General features: G+C 57.8%; 13 protein-coding genes. 8 read left to right on the top strand and 5 right to left on the bottom strand.

Annotated elements, in window-relative coordinates; translation table 11 throughout:
- Position 1: 1 nt before the first annotated feature.
- From C0560_RS15860 to nudI, 4 genes are all read left to right on the top strand, one after another.
- Positions 2–1,171: an HlyD family efflux transporter periplasmic adaptor subunit gene (locus C0560_RS15860; RefSeq protein WP_100780833.1), complete on the top strand. Its 1,170-nt coding sequence runs from the start codon at positions 2–4 to the stop codon at positions 1,169–1,171.
- Positions 1,172–1,517: 346 nt separating this feature from the next.
- The gene (locus tag C0560_RS15865) at positions 1,518–1,826 is read left to right on the top strand and encodes a type II toxin-antitoxin system RelE/ParE family toxin (protein ID WP_231275152.1); all 309 of its coding nucleotides are present in this window, start codon (positions 1,518–1,520) and stop codon (positions 1,824–1,826) included.
- Between the two features lie 14 nt (positions 1,827–1,840).
- Entirely contained in the window at positions 1,841–2,188 is a 348-nt protein-coding gene (locus C0560_RS15870; protein WP_248859029.1) for a HigA family addiction module antitoxin, read from the top strand.
- Between the two features lie 44 nt (positions 2,189–2,232).
- A complete protein-coding gene (gene nudI, locus C0560_RS15875; protein WP_248859031.1) occupies positions 2,233–2,658 on the top strand; it encodes a nucleoside triphosphatase NudI in 426 nt (141 codons plus the stop codon).
- Here the strand turns inward: nudI and C0560_RS15880 are convergent.
- Positions 2,636–3,364 (bottom strand): helix-turn-helix domain-containing protein, encoded by a 729-nt coding sequence (locus C0560_RS15880; RefSeq protein WP_248859033.1) that lies wholly within the window; start codon positions 3,362–3,364, stop codon positions 2,636–2,638. The two genes, nudI and C0560_RS15880, sit on opposite strands and share 23 nt — an antisense overlap.
- A 98-nt stretch (positions 3,365–3,462) precedes the next feature.
- On the opposite strand from C0560_RS15880, the gene C0560_RS15885 reads away from it, so the two are divergent.
- Entirely contained in the window at positions 3,463–3,882 is a 420-nt protein-coding gene (locus C0560_RS15885; RefSeq protein ID WP_248859035.1) for a nuclear transport factor 2 family protein, read from the top strand.
- On the opposite strand, the gene C0560_RS15890 is transcribed toward C0560_RS15885, so the two are convergent.
- The 4 genes from C0560_RS15890 to C0560_RS15905 all read right to left on the bottom strand — a co-directional run bounded on the left by C0560_RS15890 (position 3,883) and on the right by C0560_RS15905 (position 6,733).
- Complete coding sequence (locus C0560_RS15890; protein ID WP_181826735.1) at positions 3,883–4,401, bottom strand: DUF6622 family protein; 519 nt, start codon at positions 4,399–4,401, stop codon at positions 3,883–3,885.
- Between the two features lie 78 nt (positions 4,402–4,479).
- The gene (locus C0560_RS15895; RefSeq protein WP_248859037.1) at positions 4,480–5,661 is read right to left on the bottom strand and encodes a PLP-dependent aminotransferase family protein; all 1,182 of its coding nucleotides are present in this window, start codon (positions 5,659–5,661) and stop codon (positions 4,480–4,482) included.
- A 100-nt stretch (positions 5,662–5,761) separates the two neighbouring features.
- A complete protein-coding gene (locus C0560_RS15900) occupies positions 5,762–6,211 on the bottom strand; it encodes a DUF421 domain-containing protein (protein ID WP_102105394.1) in 450 nt (149 codons plus the stop codon).
- Between the two features lie 9 nt (positions 6,212–6,220).
- Complete coding sequence (locus C0560_RS15905) at positions 6,221–6,733, bottom strand: hypothetical protein (protein WP_248859039.1); 513 nt, start codon at positions 6,731–6,733, stop codon at positions 6,221–6,223.
- Between the two features lie 420 nt (positions 6,734–7,153).
- Between C0560_RS15905 and C0560_RS15910 the strand changes: the two genes are divergently transcribed.
- The 3 genes from C0560_RS15910 to C0560_RS15920 are packed head-to-tail and all read left to right on the top strand — an operon-like array spanning position 7,154 to position 17,398.
- Positions 7,154–8,833 carry a ShlB/FhaC/HecB family hemolysin secretion/activation protein gene (locus C0560_RS15910; protein ID WP_248859041.1) on the top strand — a complete coding sequence of 560 codons (1,680 nt, stop codon included), beginning with the start codon at positions 7,154–7,156 and terminating at the stop codon, positions 8,831–8,833.
- Positions 8,833–9,381, top strand: coding sequence for a toxin-activating lysine-acyltransferase (locus C0560_RS15915; RefSeq protein ID WP_100779216.1), 549 nt, complete (start codon positions 8,833–8,835; stop codon positions 9,379–9,381). Before C0560_RS15910 ends, C0560_RS15915 begins: the two co-directional genes overlap by 1 nt.
- On the top strand, positions 9,374–17,398 hold the full coding sequence (locus C0560_RS15920) for a hemagglutinin repeat-containing protein (protein ID WP_248859042.1): 8,025 nt from the start codon (positions 9,374–9,376) through the stop codon (positions 17,396–17,398). Before C0560_RS15915 ends, C0560_RS15920 begins: the two co-directional genes overlap by 8 nt.
- Positions 17,399–17,407 lie beyond the last annotated feature (9 nt).

The raw sequence follows: 17,407 nt of genomic DNA on the forward strand, positions 1-17,407 counted from the left end.
GATGGACGATCTCGATAACGCTCTCGACTCCGAAAGCGGTTACTCCGGCGCGCGGCGCATCGTGATCCTCTCCCTGCTGCTGTTTATTATCGTCGGCGTGTGGGCGTGGTTTGGCATTCTCGACGAGGTTTCAACCGGGACGGGGAAAGTGATCCCCAGCTCGCGCGAGCAGGTACTGCAGTCCCTCGATGGCGGGATCCTGACCGAACTGAACGTGCGCGAAGGCAACGTGGTGCAGGCGGGTCAGGTGCTGGCGCGACTCGATCCCACGCGTTCGGAATCTAACGTTGGTGAAAGCGCGGCGCGCTATCGTGCATCGCTGGCCTCCAGCGTACGCCTCACCGCCGAAGTGAACGATCTGCCGCTGGTCTTTCCCCCCTCCCTGAAACAGTGGCCGGAGCTGATCGCCGCCGAAACCCGGCTCTACACCTCGCGCCGCGCGCAGCTGGAGGACACTCAGCGCGAGCTAAAAGCTGCCCTGAGCCTCGCGAATAAAGAGCTGGCTATCACCCAGCGGCTGATCAAAACCGGAGCGGCCAGCCACGTGGAGGAGTTACGCCTGCAGCGGCAAAAAAGCGATCTGGAACTGAAGCTGACGGACGTGCGTTCGCAGTACTACGTGCAGGCCCGCGAGGCGCTGTCGAAAGCCAATGCGGAAGTCGATATGGTCTCGGCGGTGCTGAAAGGCCGCGAGGATTCCGTGACGCGCCTGACCGTGCGATCGCCGGTGCGTGGGATCGTGAAAAATATCAAGGTGACGACCATCGGCGGGGTTATCCCCCCGAACGGCGAGCTGATGGAGATTGTGCCGGTGGACGATCACCTGCTGATCGAAACCCGCCTGTCACCGCGCGATATCGCCTTTATCCACCCGGAGCAAAAAGCGCTGGTTAAAATCACCGCCTACGATTACGCCATCTACGGCGGGCTGCACGGCGTGGTCGAAACCATTTCGCCAGACACCATTCAGGACGAAGCCAAACCCGAAGTATTCTATTACCGGGTGTTTATCCGCACCAGCCAGGATTATCTGGTCAATAAAGCGGGGCGCAAATTCTCGATTGTGCCTGGGATGATTGCCACGGTGGATATCAAAACCGGAGAGAAATCGGTGATGGATTATATGATTAAGCCGTTTAACCGGGCGAAAGAGGCGCTGCGGGAGCGGTAATGGGGATGCGTCGCCAGTAAAAAAGCCCGGTAGTGCTGATGCTTACCGGGCCTACAAGCTGTCAGGTCGGGTAAGTACCGCACCACCCGATCTGTTTTTTCGACTCTTGCACCGGTGCAGCCTGCCATCCCGTATTTTCTGAATCCGCTTCGCAGTATGACATTTCTTCCTCTTCCTCCCCTTTCCAGCGCCTCTCTACCAGGCGTATGTTTCTCTGGCCTTGCAGGCATAAGGCAACACGGGTCTAATTCCGATAAATTAGAAAACAGCAGGATCGCACTTGTGCACAGTGCGGCTGTGCAATAATATCACCACAGCTTCACAGGGATCGGAGCTAACATGCATTATGTTGAAGAACATTAAAAACTTTCGCGATCAGTGGCTTGAAGATTTTTTTCTGTATGGGAAATCTCACAAAATATTCCCGTCGAGCATTGAAGCCGCCCTGGCGAGAAAACTGGACATCATCAATGCCGCCACGTCACACAGAGATCTGCGCTCTCCACCGGGCAATATGTACGAAGAATTGAATCCTCCGATGACGGGCTTTTCTTCAATACGGGTTAACAAACAGTACAGGCTGATATTCAAATGGGTGGCGGGGAAAGCCGAAGATATCTACCTCGCCCCGCATAAATATAAGCCTTATAAATAGTGAGGTAACACTCCATGACTCTCCCGCAGGCAACCCGCAAACCCACCACGCCGGGCGATGTGTTGCAGTACGAATACCTTGAACCGCTAGATCTTAAAATCGCAGATTTGGCCGACATGCTTAACGTGCACCGTAATACCATTAGTGCGCTGGTCAATAACAACCGCAAGCTGACCGCCGACATGGCGCTACGCCTCGCCAGAGTGTTTGATACCTCCATCGAGTTCTGGCTCAACTTGCAGCAAAATGTGGATATCTGGGAGGTGCAGAACAATATGCGCACTCAGGAAGAGCTGGGCCGAATCAAAACAGTTGCGGAGGTTCTGGCAAAACGAAAATCTCACCAGCAGGACATCGCCTGAACTCTGCTACAGTAGCGCCAACATAAAAAATTCAGGGAGTGAACATGCGCCAGAGAACGATTGTTTGTCCGATTATCCAGAACGACGGGACCTATCTGCTGTGCAAAATGGCGGCGGATCGCGGTGTGTTTCCTGGCCAGTGGGCGCTGTCGGGCGGCGGTATGGAACCGGGTGAAACCATGGAGCAGGCGCTGCGGCGCGAAATTCGCGAAGAGCTGGGCGATGCGCTTGAGATCACCGCCGTCAAACCCTGGGCGTTTCGCGATGATATCCGGGTGAAAACCTATGCCGACGGCAGCACCGAAGAGATCTATATGATTTACCTTATCTTCGACTGCGTCAGCGCCAACCGCGATGTGACCTTTAACGAAGAGTTTCAGGAGATCGCGTGGATGCAGCCGGAGGCCTTAAAAACGCTGGATCTTAACGAGGCTACCCGTTTTACGTTTACGCAGAAGGGTTTGTTGTAACCCCCCACTGTCCCGGCGTTTTGCCGGTGTAGGTGCGAAAGACCTCAATGAATGCGCTGATGCTGTTGTAGCCGCACGACAGCGCAATCCATCCCACGGGTTTTCCCTCCTCCAGCCACTCCATCGCCCTGATCACACGGGCCAGCTGCCGCCAGTTCACAAAATTCATGCCCGTTGCGGCGCTGAACTGCCGGTGAAACGTGCGCACGCTCATCCCGGACTGGCGTGCATACTCTTCCACCGGGAGCACATCGTCCACGGCGTTCAGCAGCGTGCGCGCGATTTTCAGTAAACGCGGGTGAGCGGGCATCGGCAACCGAAAGCGATCCTGCCGGGACAGAGCCAGCTCGCGGGTGAGCATGGAGATCATCTGCGGATCTGCCCCCTCGCCCGCCTGGCACAGCCGCAGGAACAGCGCCTCGCACAGCTTTTCCGGTTCAAAGACTGCCGGTTGCTCGGGCAGGGCTGAACAACCGGCTGAATCCAGATACAGAGACTGGCCCTCAATGGCGCTTTCCGACAGCGCGGCATGACGCAACCCAGCCGGGATCCAGCCGATATGCTCTCGCGGCACCACCCAGCGCCCCTTTTCGGTCTCGATAATCAGCAGGCCCGAGGTAATACGGCAGAGCTGGCCGGTGGCGTGCGCATGCCAGTCGGTTCGATAGCCCGATGGATGGCGAAGAGGTTCAGCGGTCATCAACATAGTTTGGCCGAAAATCGTTATTGATTGCCTGATTACAGAAACTACGCCAGATTCTGTCAAGGATAATGTGCTCTCACCCCTTTTAAAGGAGCACAACAATGTCCCTCATCACTGACCTGCAGGCTGCCTCTGACGAATCGTCCTGCCGCGCCCTCACCCAACGGCTGTTAACCGATCTTTTCGCGGGAACGCTGGCTCCGGCAGAGATTTTCTCGAATGACTACCAGCAGCATACGGACGGTAACGCGCTCAATTTCGCTGAATTTGTCCGGCACTTAGATCATGTCCGCACGCAAACTAACGGGATCACCTTCAGGGTCGAGCAGGCATGCTGCACGCCGCATCTGCTGGCAGACCGCCATATCGTCACCGTAAGCAAAACGGACGGACAAATGTCAGAAATTGAGGTGTACCTGTTTGCCCGCCTGCGCGAGGGGAAAATCTGGCGAATAGATGAAGTGACCCGAGTGATAAAGGGCGACCACGCCGACAAATCCCTTGCCAGCGCGACGTCGTAGTTAACTCACTTGCTGCTGTGAAGCGAAGCGATACACGCGCACATAGCGGGTAAATTTTCCGACAAACACGCCCGCAAAAACGCCCCCGGAGATAATCGCAAATGCGCTCATTCCAGGCTGCTGCAGCGTGGCGGGGGAAACGGCAGTCATCACCCCGAGCACATATTTGACGCCAAACGCCAGCATCATCAGCGGCAGCGCCGAGTAGTCGGCCTGCCGGTACAGACTGCGCGGAGGTTCCGCGCGCGTTACTGCCGTCTGTTTGATGAGCAAATAGCCCAGCGCTGCACCTGCCAGCAAACCGGCGATCCACAGGGCGCTGCTGGCGACGGTGAGTTTGCGGAACACCACCAGATCGTAGATATCCCAGAAAAGAAAAATGGCGGGGATAATCGCGAGCTTTTCCAGCGTCACGATGGCGGGTTTGCGTGCTTTGATGCCGCGAGTGATGAGAAAGACAAACAGCACCCACACCCATACGGGCGTATGGGTAACCACACCGGTGAGGAATTCAGTCATGGGTTTTACCGTCAGTGATATTTCGCACCGGGTAATTATTACGCATGACAGCGGCGACGCCATCATGCGTAAGGCTGTTCAGAGCGAAATTTTCAGGCGACGAACCGCCTCTTTCAGCTGCTCATCCGTGGCCGTGACAAACGACATGCGCAGCGTCGCGCGGTCGGGTTCGCTGCAGTAGAAGAACTCACCGGGTACGAACACCACGCCGTTCGCCAGCGTCTTCGCCAGCCATTCGGTAGTATTAAGACCGTTGTTGAATTTCGCCCACAGGAACATCCCGCCCTTCGGTTTATGGAAGGTCAGCACATCACCCAGCTCTTTTTCCAGCTCAGTCGCAAAGGTCTGATATTTCTGGCGATAGGCATCGCGAATCAGCGCAATCTGCCCGGCCAGACGCCCGGTTTGCAGATATTCGTAAGTCATCAGCTGCGATAAGGTGCTGGTATGCAAATCAGTGGTTTGCTTGAGATTCACCACCGCCCGTTTCAGCCATTCAGGCACCACCAGCCAGCCGACGCGCGTGCCGGGTGCGAGGATTTTGGAGAACGTCGAGGTATAGACGACGTTATCTTCGTTGCCTATCGCTTTGGCATGGGCCATCAGCGGGCGGAACACGTCAGAGGTGTAGTTGATTTCACTGTAGGGGTCGTCTTCGATAATCACGAAATCATAGCGTTTTGATAGCTCGACCAGCTGTTTGCGGCGGTTTTCGGAGAGCGTCACGCCGCCTGGGTTGCCAAACGTCGGCACGATGTAGACGGCTTTGATGGTTTTGCGGCTGACCAGGGCTTCCAGTTCATCGACTTTCATCCCTTCCCCATCGGTGCCGACAGATTCAAGTTGAGCCTGCGCCAGACTAAAGACCTGCAGCGCGGCGAGATAGGTCGGACGCTCCACGACCACGGTATCGCCGGGATTGATCAGCGCGCGGGCCAGAATATCCAGCGACTGCTGGGAGCCGGAGGTGACCACCACGTCATCGGCCTGGCAGGCGATTCCACGGTCGGCGCAGATCTGCCCGATCGCGTCGCGCAGTCCCGGATAGCCTTCGCTCAGACCGTACTGGAATGCTTCACCAAAATGGCGGGACAACACGGCATCTGCCGCAATCTGTAACCCTTCGTGATCGAAAAGATCGGGATTGGGAATGCCGCCGCCGAGGGAGATCACACCCGGCATTTTGCTGTGCTTTAATAATTCACGGATGGCGGAGGATTGCAGGCTCTGCACGCTGCTGGCGAGTTTGTTTTTAGACATACTGTCGATACCCTGTTTTTCTGTTTTTTTAGTGACTACATGGTGTTAGTAACACATCTGCGGGGCAGTGATCATCACATTTACTGCTTTTTTGCCCGGATTAATCACGCTCTTGCGGAATGATTGAAATGTGACCGTTGCGCTCCAGAATGGCGTATTTGATTTTGCTGAACTCGGTGATGCCCTGGTTCTGCCGCGCTGCGACCAGAATATCATCGCAGGAGACATCCACTTTCCGCAGCTTGTCCGTAAGGGGCATCCCATTTTCCACCAGGATCACCGGAGAGCCATCGAGCACGTCCTCCGCCCCGGCAAAGGTTTTCTTCATCAGGCCAAAGAGAATATCCACCACCACCAGCGTCACGATGGTGATCATCGCCCCGGTCACCGAAAAATCATTCCCCAGCAGCGCCTGCTGTGTGGCTTCGCTAATAATCAGCAATAAGATCAGATCAAAGCTGGTCATCTGCAATAACGCCCGACGCCCCGCCACTTTAAACACCACCAGCAAAATCAGGTAGATCGCCAGTGCCCGAAAGACCATCTCCATATTGCGCTCCTAGGGATAAATAAACTGCCAGAAAGCGATTTCCGGCTCATCGTTAACGGTTATCCGGTTCACCGCTTTTCCGGGCGTCGTGGGTGTGAGGTACAGGGTCACAGAGAAATCACGCTCACTTTTGATTGTGTTGTAAACCAGGACGAGGGCTTTTCCCTGGCTGTACATCCGATCGGGCTGGGGCGAGAGGGTGCCGGGCTGGAAATTATCCCTGACATCGCCGTCGAAACGAAAAATATAGTGTCCGGTATTTGATGGGGGGACTGTTGCCCTGAGTTTAAATTCTGTTTGCAGCCGCCCAAAACGCTCGTAATAAAGGTGTAATGTCTGGTTATTATTTGTTTTTTCTGCCGAACTGAAATATCCCGTAGAAAAGAAACCGCCCAGCGCCAGCAGTAAAATAAGTAATAAAACCGCAAAGCCCACCTGGCGAAATCGCGCCTCCAGGGTGAGGGCAAAACGATTTTCCTTCACGCCAGGTAATGCCTCTTGTTCATCTTTCAGACTCGACATTTATCACCTCAACCGTTTCGCCTGCCTTTTATAGGCCATTGAGTATTAATGATAATACTCTGCAATCCTCGTCTTCTATGCCGGAAGAACGCATGGAAATCTGCCTTAATAGTAAGTCAGATCCGCCGTGTCGGGAGGGCAGCGTACATTTATCTCTTTCCCCTGCCCGCTATGTGTGTTGCAGGCATTCAGAATAAAGGGATTTATTTCACTTAATGTGACAAGGGGTATATAGCGATATCGTACCTCTCAATCATTTTTATTCCCGCGCGCAGACTCACCTACCAGAATTAGGGATAACGCACACCGATATATCCCGTCCTTTAGGATTAATCCCCCTTTTATTCACTCTTCAATATTTAAACAATCTTACACAAATTCACATTGCATCCATTTTGCTTACACAGCACGGAATGTCCGATGATAGCCCGATCCCAATTCGCCATAATAATATCAACCGCCGCAGGGTTGTCTTTCCTGCTTCCTGCTCACGCCGCCGAGCCGGATAATCAATTTATTATTCAGCAGCAACGCCAGAAAGCGCTGGAACAGCAACTCACCCCGCCCGTGCCCGATGTGCGTCTCTCCGAGCCGTCATCCAGCTTTGGCAAAATCGCCTTTCCTGTCGAAACGCCCTGCTTTCCCATTCGCAATGTGACCCTCACCGGGCAGGACGCGCTTCCCCGCTGGCTACCGCTGCAGCGCATTGCCGACCAGGCGCAGGGCCGTTGTCTGGGCGGAAAAGGCATCAACCTGCTCATGAGCACGATGCAAAACCGCCTCGTCGACCACGGCTGGATCACCACCCGCGTGCTGGCGCCCACTCAGGATCTTAAGAGCGGCACGCTGAAGCTGGCGATTGTGCCGGGCTATATCCGCCACGTCCGGCTCACAGAGGACAGCGACGATTATATTCAGCTCTACAGCAGCTTCCCGGCGCACGAGGGTAACCTGCTGGATCTGCGCGATATCGAACAGGGGCTGGAGAACCTTCAGCGCTTGCCGACCGTTGAAGCCAGCATGGAAATTGTTCCCGGCGAACAGCCCGGCGAAAGCGACGTGGTGATCACCCGCAAGCAGTTAAAAATGTGGCGGCTGGGCTTGTCATTGGATGACGCGGGCACCGAGACCACCGGGCGCTATCAGGGCGGCGTGACGCTGTCGCTGGACAATCCTTTCTCACTTAGCGATCTGCTGTACGTCTCTGCCAGCCACGACCTCAACGATCACGGCGGCAAAGGCAGCAAGAACTACACCGGCCACTATTCTGTGCCGTTTGGCTACTGGACGCTGGGCGTGACCGGCAGTGATTACGATTATCACCAGACCGTTGCAGGCCAGAATCAGGATTACCGCTACAGCGGTAAAAGCAAAAACCTGGACATCCAGCTCAGCCGCGTGCTGCACCGCAGCGGTTCACAGAAAACGACCCTGACGGCGGACGTGCTGGCGCGAGAAACGCGCAACTATGTGGATGACACGGAAGTGGGCGTCCAGCGCAGGCAGACGGCGGGCTGGCGTCTGGGGTTACAGCACCGCCACTATATCGGCCAGGCCAGCGTGGATGCGGGGGTGAGCTATCAGCGCGGCACCCGCTGGTTCGGCGCTCAGCCGGCACCCGAGGAGGCGTTTGGCGAGGCCACGGCGCTCAGCAAAATCCTCCAGCTCAACGCTCAGCTCGATTTACCGTTTGAAATTGGCACGCAGCAGTTCCGTTACAACGTTCAGTACCTGCGCCAGATAAGCAACACACCGCTGACACCGCAGGATCAATTTGCCATCGGCAACCGCTGGACGGTGCGCGGCTTTGACGGTGAGCGCACCCTAAACGCCAGCCACGGCTGGTATGTGCGTAACGATCTGGGCTGGAGCACGCCGCTGCCCAATCAGGAGCTTTACCTGGGTGCCGACTACGGTGAAGTCGGCGGCTACAGCTCAGACCCGTTGATCGGCAAGCATCTGGCCGGGGGTGTTGTGGGTCTGCGCGGAAGCGCTTTCAACACCGGCTATGACCTGTTTGCAGGCACGCCATTCTCAAAACCTGACGGGTTCCACACCAGTTCCCTCACCCTGGGGTTCAACCTCAACTGGAGCTGGTAATGCGCATAGGCAATCTGGATATCAAAGCCCCGCTGCTCCTCGGGGGCGAACAAAACGAAGCCGAAGTGTTGGGGGCCACCGTCTGGCTGTGGATGCACTCGCCCATGCACCGGGATGCGCCGCTGCATGCCCTGCCGACGCTCCTGCTGCCCATCATCAAACGCCAGCAGTACGTGCTGGTGGTGGAGAACGAACGCCCGGTGTTCTTTCTCAGCTGGGCGTGGCTGAACGAAGAGGCAGAAGCCCGCTTCCTCACGCGTCCGTCCATAGAGATGAAAGAAGAGGACTGGGATAGCGGCGACCGCATCTGGTTTTGCGACTGGATTGCCCCCTTCGGTCACACCCGCGCCATGCAAACCTTGATTCGCCACGACCTCTTTGCCGAACACTGCTGGCGGGCGCTGTATCACCGTGGTGCCGAGCGCGGCAAGCGCGTCGTGATGTTCCACGGCAAACACGTCACCCGAGAAGCCGCACAACGCTGGCAACTGAACCACCCGCTCGCCGCCCCGCTGCCGCAAGCGTTTAAAGGAACGACCCATGAATAAGAATCTGTATCGTATCGTCTTCAATAAAGCGCGCGGCATGCTGATGGTGGTGGCGGATATTGCCCGTTCGGGTCGCGCCGGGACCACGCGGGCCGCCGGGATCGGCCATACCCACAGCCAGCTTATCGGTAAAATCAGTGCCATGAGCCTGAGTCTCTGGCTGGCAATGGGTGCGATACAGACGGCGCAGGCCAATATTGTGGCCAACGCGGGGGCGCCAAAAAACCAGCAGCCGACAGTGATCACCAGCGCCAACGGCACGCCGCAGGTGAATATCCAGACCCCTTCCAAAGCCGGGGTGTCGCGCAATAACTACACCCAGTTTGACGTCAGCCAGAAAGGCGCAATCCTCAATAACTCGCATAAAAATACCCAGACGCAGCTGGGCGGCATGGTGTCGGGCAACCCGTGGCTCGCCAAGGGCGAAGCGAAAGTAATTCTGAACGAAGTCAGCTCCCGCGACCCGAGCAAACTGAACGGCATGATTGAAGTCGCGGGGAAAAAAGCGCAGGTGGTGATCGCCAACCCGTCAGGTATTACCTGTAGCGGGTGCGGGTTTATCAACGCCAACCGCGCGACGCTCACCACCGGCCAGGCGCAGATGACCAACGGCAATCTTACCGGGTATAACGTGGAACGCGGTGAAGTGGTGGTGGACGGTGCCGGGATGGACACCTCCGGCGCGGATTACACCGATATCATCGCCCGCTCGGTCAAAGTGAATGCCGGGCTGTGGGCCAAGGATCTGAAAGTTACCACCGGGCGCAACAACGTCGATGCCGCGCATGAACGCATTGAAAAAGGCGCCGATGACATCGCCACGCGACCGCAGCTGGCGGTGGATGTCGCCAGTCTCGGCGGAATGTATGCCGGTAAAATCCGCATGGTCGGGACGGAAAAAGGGGTCGGCGTGCGTAACGCCGGGGCGATGGGTGCCCAGGCCGGTAGCGTGACCCTCACCGCCGACGGGCGCATCGAAAACAGCGGCGTCATTCGGGGCAGTGAAAACGTGGCGGTGCAAACCGCCGGCGAATTCGCTAACCGGGGCGCGCTCACGGCGGGAAATAACGCTCAGGTGAAAGCCGCTACGCTCACCAGTGAGAAAAACAGCGTGCTGGCCGCCGGGGTGAAAAACGACGGCAAACTGGCAAGCGCAGGGAATTTAACCCTGAGCAGCAACGGTCAACTGAACGCCCACGGCCAGACGCTGGCAGGCGGCGATATCAGCGTAACAGGTCAGGGGGTGGATATCAGCGGCAGCCAGACCCAGGGCAAACGGGTGTTGCTCGACGGCCGCGCAGGCGATCTCACCACCGCCAGCGCGCAGGTCAGTGCCAACGAACTCACAGCCCGGGCCGGAAAACGCCTTAACAACAGCGGCGGTTCCCTCAGCGCCGAGACGGTTACTCTCAGTGCGCATGACCTCTCCAACCAACAGGGAAAAGTGATTCAGAGCGGGAAAAACGCGCTGGCGATGGATCTCAAGGGCGAGATCGATAACCAGCAGGGGCAGATCGCCGCGACGCAGGGTGTGTCTCTGCACGCGCAATCGCTGAACAACACGGGCGGCCAGGTCGTTGCTGTAGCGGGGAAAACCCGCATCGATACCGGCTCCCTGAATAACGAGCGGGGGCTTATCTCCGCCGCCGCAGGCGACGGTGAGATCCACAGCGCGCAGACGCTTCACAACGCCGGAGGGCGCATCGAAGCGGCGAAAAGCCAGCACATCGACGCCGCCGGAGTCGATAACCAGCAGGGGGTGATTGTGGCCGATGGCGCGACAATCGCGCTGAACAACGGCAGCCTGAACAATCAGTCCGGCGCCCTGCTCTCCCACGGCGCGCTCAGCGTCACCAGCGGCGCGCTGGATAATCAGAACGGTTTTCTCGCCAGTCAGGGTGCCTTAATGCTGGACGGCAGTGACATGGATAACCGCTCTGGTCAGATCGGCTCTAACCAGAGTGTCACCGCCCGCTTTAACACGCTTATGAATCAGGGCGGTGCGATAAAAGCCGTCGATGCGATGACGCTCAATGGAGGAGTGCTGGATAACAGCCACGGCGAGACTTTCGCCGGGAAAAGCCTCGCCTTCAGCGGCGAAACGCTCAACAACGCTGGCGGGCAGCTGGCGGCAGGTGAAAGCCTGACGCTCGCCCCTGCCAGCCAGTTACTCAATCAGGCCGGACTGCTGCAGGGCGATGGCGTTCAGATCACCACGGCCAGCCTGAGTAATAACAGCGGGACGCTCAACAGCCTGGGATCGCTGGATCTCTCCGCCAGTACGCTCGATAACCAGGCGGGTACGCTGGCGGCGAAAGGTGCGGCAGACATCGCCACCCTCCAGATGGACAACCGCAGCGGCGGGCGCGTGATTGGCGAATCCACCACTGCGCTGCACTCGGATAACCTGCAAAACAGCGGCGGGCAGATCCAGTCGGTGGGCGATCTGCTGATCGACAGCGCGCGCGGCGTGGTGGATAACGTCTCCGGTTTGATTCGCGGCGGGCAGAGCGTGACGCTAAATGCGATCACCTTCGTCAATCAGAACACGCTGGCTGAAAACCAGGGCCTTGAAGGCCAACAGGTGACGCTGAACACCGACGCGATCGCCAACCAGAACGGCAGCCTGCTGGCCGACACGACCCTGACCATTCGCAATACCGGTACGCTGGACAACAGTTCCGGCGCGCTGGCGTCATCCGGCTTGCTGGATATTGCCGGTAGCGGGCTGAACCTCATCAACCAGGGGGGAACGGCGAAAGCGGGTCAGACGCTGAATCTGCATGCGCAAACTATCGACGGCAGCGGCCAGTTACTCTCGCTCGAGAATATGGATCTGAGCAGCGAAAACGGCCTGAACAACAGCGGCGCGGTCATCGCTAACGGCAATCTCACCTTCACGACTCCGGGCGCTGTGATCAACAGCGGGAAACTGCTGGCGGGCAGCGCGCTCAACGTGCAGAGCGCCAGTCTCACCAATAGCGCCAGCGGTGAAATCAACGCCGGTACCAATACCCTGACCACCACCGGCACGCTGGTGAACTACGGCCTGATCGATGGCATTCACACCCGTATTAATGCCGAAACGCTGAATAATATCGGCACCGGGCGTCTCTATGGCGATGCGGTGGGCGTTAACGCCATCACCTTTAACAATCTGGCGGAAAACGGTACGGCGGCAACGCTTGCCGGACGCGAGCGCGTGGACCTCGGCGTGCAGACCCTCAACAACCAGGCGCACGGCCTGATCTACAGCGCAGGCACCCTGTGGGTCGGCGGCGCGCTGGACGAGAGCGGCGCCGCGATCGGACGCGCGGCGGCAATCAATAACCACAGCGCCACCATTGAGTCTGCCGGGGATATGTCGCTCGCCGCCGGGCAGATTAACAACATCAATGACGATTTCGCGACCGAGATCGTGCTGGTTTCTCAGGAGCCGTTAACCGAGTACCAGCACTCAGGCTCCACCAACCGCTGGAAAGCCGGCGATGAGGGTGTCTGGATAGATGGCAACTCCTCAGACGGCTTGCGCAACCTCAATACGCCGGAGCTGAGCGGCCACGGGCACGACGATTTCAACGAGTATAACTACACCCGCACTATCGAAGAGACCCGCATCAAGCAGAGCGATCCGGCGAAAATTCTCTCGGGCGGCAACATGACGCTGACGGGCGATCGGCTGTTTAACGATAAGAGCCAGGTCGTTGCAGGCGGAACACTCTCGACCGACGCCATGGGCACGGTACTTAACGACGATGTCGCGGGCGAACGGCACACCACCGACGCGGGTTACGTGACGCATTACTACCGCATCCGCCACAAAGGTGACGACGAACAGGGGCGTCGCAGCACTCTCTACACCCCGCCAACCGCGATCCAGAGCATTGCCTTAAAGCCTGGCCAACTGGTGAGTAACGGCAGCGTCGAGGGCAGTAACCTGAGCATCACGCCGCTGGTATTGCAGGGCACGGATACGGCGATCGGCCAGGCGGGAGGCGTCAGCGCGTCGCCGCAGCAGACCGTGTCGCCCGGCGAGCCGGTCACGCCACCGGCGGGTCAGCAGTTTGAAGTGACGCCAGCCGACGGTGCCATTCGCATTATCGGTCCAAACACCACCCTGCCGGATAACAGCCTGTTTAAGGTCAATCCGTCATCGGACGTGCCTTATCTGGTGGAAACAGACTCGCGCTTCACTAACGAAAAGCAGTGGCTCGGCAGCGACTATATGCAAAACGCCTTAACCGGCGACAGCGATAACACCCTGAAGCGCCTGGGCGATGGGTATTACGAGCAGCGTCTGGTGCGCGAACAGGTGATTGGCATCACCGGCCAGCGCTATCTGGACGGGTTTAGCAACGACGAAGAGCAATTTAAATCCCTGATGGATAAAGGGATCACCTTCGGGAAACAGTACTCGCTGAAGCTCGGCGTGGCGCTGACGCCAGAACAGATGGCGCTCCTCACGGGCGATATCGTCTGGCTGGTGAATACCCGGGTGAAAATGCCGGACGGCTCGATGCAAAACGTGCTGGTGCCGCAGGTCTACGCCAAAGTGAAACAGGGCGATATTGACGGATCTGGCGCGCTGATTGCCGGGAACAACGTATCGATGAAGCTCAATGGCGATCTCTTTAACAGCGGTACCATTGCCGGACGCAAAGTGCTTCAGCTCGATGCGAATAACATCACCAACCAGACCGGCACCCTGCAGGCGGCAGACGTTAACCTCAACGCCCGTACGGATATCAATAATATTGGCGGGGCCATCGTGGGCGGCAGCAGCCTGCAGGCCACGGCGGGCCGGGATATCAACGTCACCAGTACCGTGAACAGCGCAGAGAGTGTTAACGGCGAAAACCGCTTTACCCGCACCACCATCGACAGCGTATCCGGCATCTACGTTCAGGACGATGACGGCAAACTGGCGCTGCAGTCCGGGCGCGATATTACCCTGACAGGCGCGCAGGTGATCGCCAGCGGCGAGAACGGCAAAGCACAGCTGGTTGCCGGGCGGGATCTGAATCTCAACACGGTCACCACCGCCCGCAGCGATAGCCTGATCTGGGATGCGGACAATACCCTCAACCAGCGCAGCGTCGATCAGACCGGTAGCAGCATCAGCGGTACCGGCGGCGTGACGCTGGTGGCGGGAAATGACATCAACGCGCGCGGAGCCTCGGTTAAATCCGACGGGGCGCTGGCGCTCGGTGCATCACGCGATATCAACATCGAAGGCGTGCTCAACGAAAGCCAGCTCGACGAGCGGCATAAAGTGGTGGGCGGCAACGGCTGGATGTCGAAAACCACCACCACGACTCGCGACACGGTGGACAAACAGACCGTTCAGGGCAGCGAACTGAGCGCCAATACCGTGCAAGTCATCGCCGGAAATGACCTGACGGTCGCGGGAAGTAGCGTCGTCGGCAGCGGAAACGTTGCGCTAAAAGCCGGTAACGATCTGACCCTCACCAGCATGGGCGGACGCAATGACCAGACGCATCTCAGGCAGGAGAAAAAATCGGGGCTGTTAAGCTCCGGTGGGATTGGCTTTACCGTCGGCTCCCATAAAGAGACTACAGATCAGGCCAGCCAGGCGCTGGCGGGCCAGGGGGCGATGGTGGGCAGTCTGCAGGGCGATACGGTGATGCTGGCAGGCAACGACTACCGTCAGACCGGCAGTTCGGTCTCCTCCCCTAACGGCAACGTCGCGATTCAGGGGAAAAACGTCACCATCGAGGCGGCGCAGGACACCTATGCGTCGCAGTACAAACGGACCGTCGAGCAAAAAGGCTTTACCCTGGCCGTTAACGTACCGGTGGTGATGGCGGCTCGCGGCGCGCTGGAAACCGCGCAGGACGTGGGCAAAAGCAATGACGACCGCATCAACATGCTGGCTGCCGCCAACGCGGCATGGGACAGCGCCCGTGCTGCCAGCGCGATGATGAACACCGCGCAGGGGCTAATGGCGAACGGCGCGCAGGCCGTGGCGCAGAACGTGAGCGTGTCGCTCACCTATGGCCAAAGCAAGCAGACCAATACGGAAGAGATCAACAGCACCAGCGCGCTGGCAAGCACCGTTAACGCCGGTAAACAGGCGGTGGTGGTGGCAACCGGCGGCGAACAGTCGAATATCAATATCGTTGGCTCCGATGTCAGCGGCAAACAGGGCACCACCCTCTTTGCCGACAACGACGTTAATATTGTGGCGGCAAAACAGGAGCGCCACGAGCGGGACGATAACCAGTCCAGCGGCTGGAATGCCGGTGTGGCAGTGAGCTACGGCCAGGGCGGAGCCTCGTTTGGCGTCACCGCTGGCGCGAACGTCGGCAAAGGCCACGGCAACGGCGATGAGGTCTCCTGGCGCAACAGCCATGTCGGTGATATGGACGGTCAGACCCAGATCATCAGCGGCGGCACCACCACCCTGCGTGGCGGCCAGCTGCTGGGCAAAGGGGTGGATATCACCGCCGACAACCTGAATATCGAAAGCCTGCAGGACACCATGAAATACGACGGTAAGCAGATGAATGCCGGCGGGCAGGTCACGGTGGGCTTCGGCTTTGCGGCATCAGGCAATTATGGGCAGTCGAAGGTCAATGCCGATTACGCCTCGGTGCAGGAGCAGTCCGGCGTGTTCGCGGGGGCCGACGGCTATCAGATCAACGTGAAGGATCACACGGACCTTAAGGGTGGCCTGATCACCTCCAGCGAGAGCGCGGAGCTGGCGGGAAATAACCAGTTCAGCACCGGCACGCTGAGCTGGAGCGATATTCATAACAGCTCGGAGTATGAAGGCAACGGGTTTGCCGTCGGGGGAGCCACCAGCATGAATACCGATTTTGGGCTGGGCGATAACGCCACGCCGCAAAGCAGCAAAACCGTGCGCACCGACGATGGTTCTTATGTCCCGGCGCAGGGCTATGCCTCCCTCAACAAGAGCACGAGCTTTGGGATTGGGCATGACAGCGGCAGCGACAGCTCCGTCACCCGTAGCGGGATCAACACCGAGAATGTCACAATTACCCGCCCTGACGGGCAAACACAGCCGATCGACGGCATTAAAACGGACATCACCACCGAAACGGCGGCGGCGAACTCCGGTCGCCTTGAGAATAACTTCGATAAAGACGACGTGTTTAAAGAGCTGAATTTGCAGGTGCGCGTGACGCGTGATTTCAAAGAAAATGCGAATAATCAGATTGGGCAACTGCTCGACGCGCAGCAGGCAACGGCACAAGCTGCGTTGAAACAGGCTATAGATTCGGGCGATAAAGCGAAGCAACAAGAGGCGCTGACGGCAGTTTATAAACTGCAATATCAGCGACGCTTCCTGCAAACCCTGGTGGGGATCGTCGCCGGATCGCCGGATACCGCCATCACTCAGGGCACGCTGGCACTGGCCGCCACAAAAATGCGTGAAGAGACCATCAAAAACTCCCTGATCTTCGAGGGTATAGCAGACACCGAAAAGTCCTACAGCAACGTTTCAGGCGAGAGCAATGGTCTCTATGATGGCATTAAAGCTGGCGGTGTCAGGGTTGGTCTGGACGTGATCTGTGGTACAGCCAATGAACGCTGCTCGACGGCTGATGACGCGGGAAAAGTGCTTCTGCGTGATGAAAATGGCAGGGTCATTTATAAAGGCAATGCCGAATATCCGACCATCGATGCTTTCCTGAAAAAAAGCCCTGAAGCGGCAAGCCTCTTTGGGCCTACGGGTGGATTCCAGGGAACCGGAGGATTATTGGTTCCCTTCGGCGAATACAAGCCGGGCACATTCTGGGGGGATATTGGTGACACCATCGTCGAGTCTTATGCCGGTACGCATGATTATATCGGCGGTCAAGTGCCTGGTTTTTATGACAGCGAAGGGAATACTTCCCGCGGGCGTAACCCGTTAACGGAAACCGCGGCAAATACCTGGACCGTTGTCGCGATTCCTCTGGCCACGCCTTTCGCCATGTCCGAAATGGTTTCACCTGAGTTGCTGGACTTTATCTTTAATGCATCCAAATGAGGTTAAAAC

The sequence above is a fragment of the Lelliottia sp. AC1 genome (assembly GCF_023278595.1).
GTDB classification, from domain to species: Bacteria; Pseudomonadota; Gammaproteobacteria; order Enterobacterales; family Enterobacteriaceae; genus Enterobacter; species Enterobacter nimipressuralis.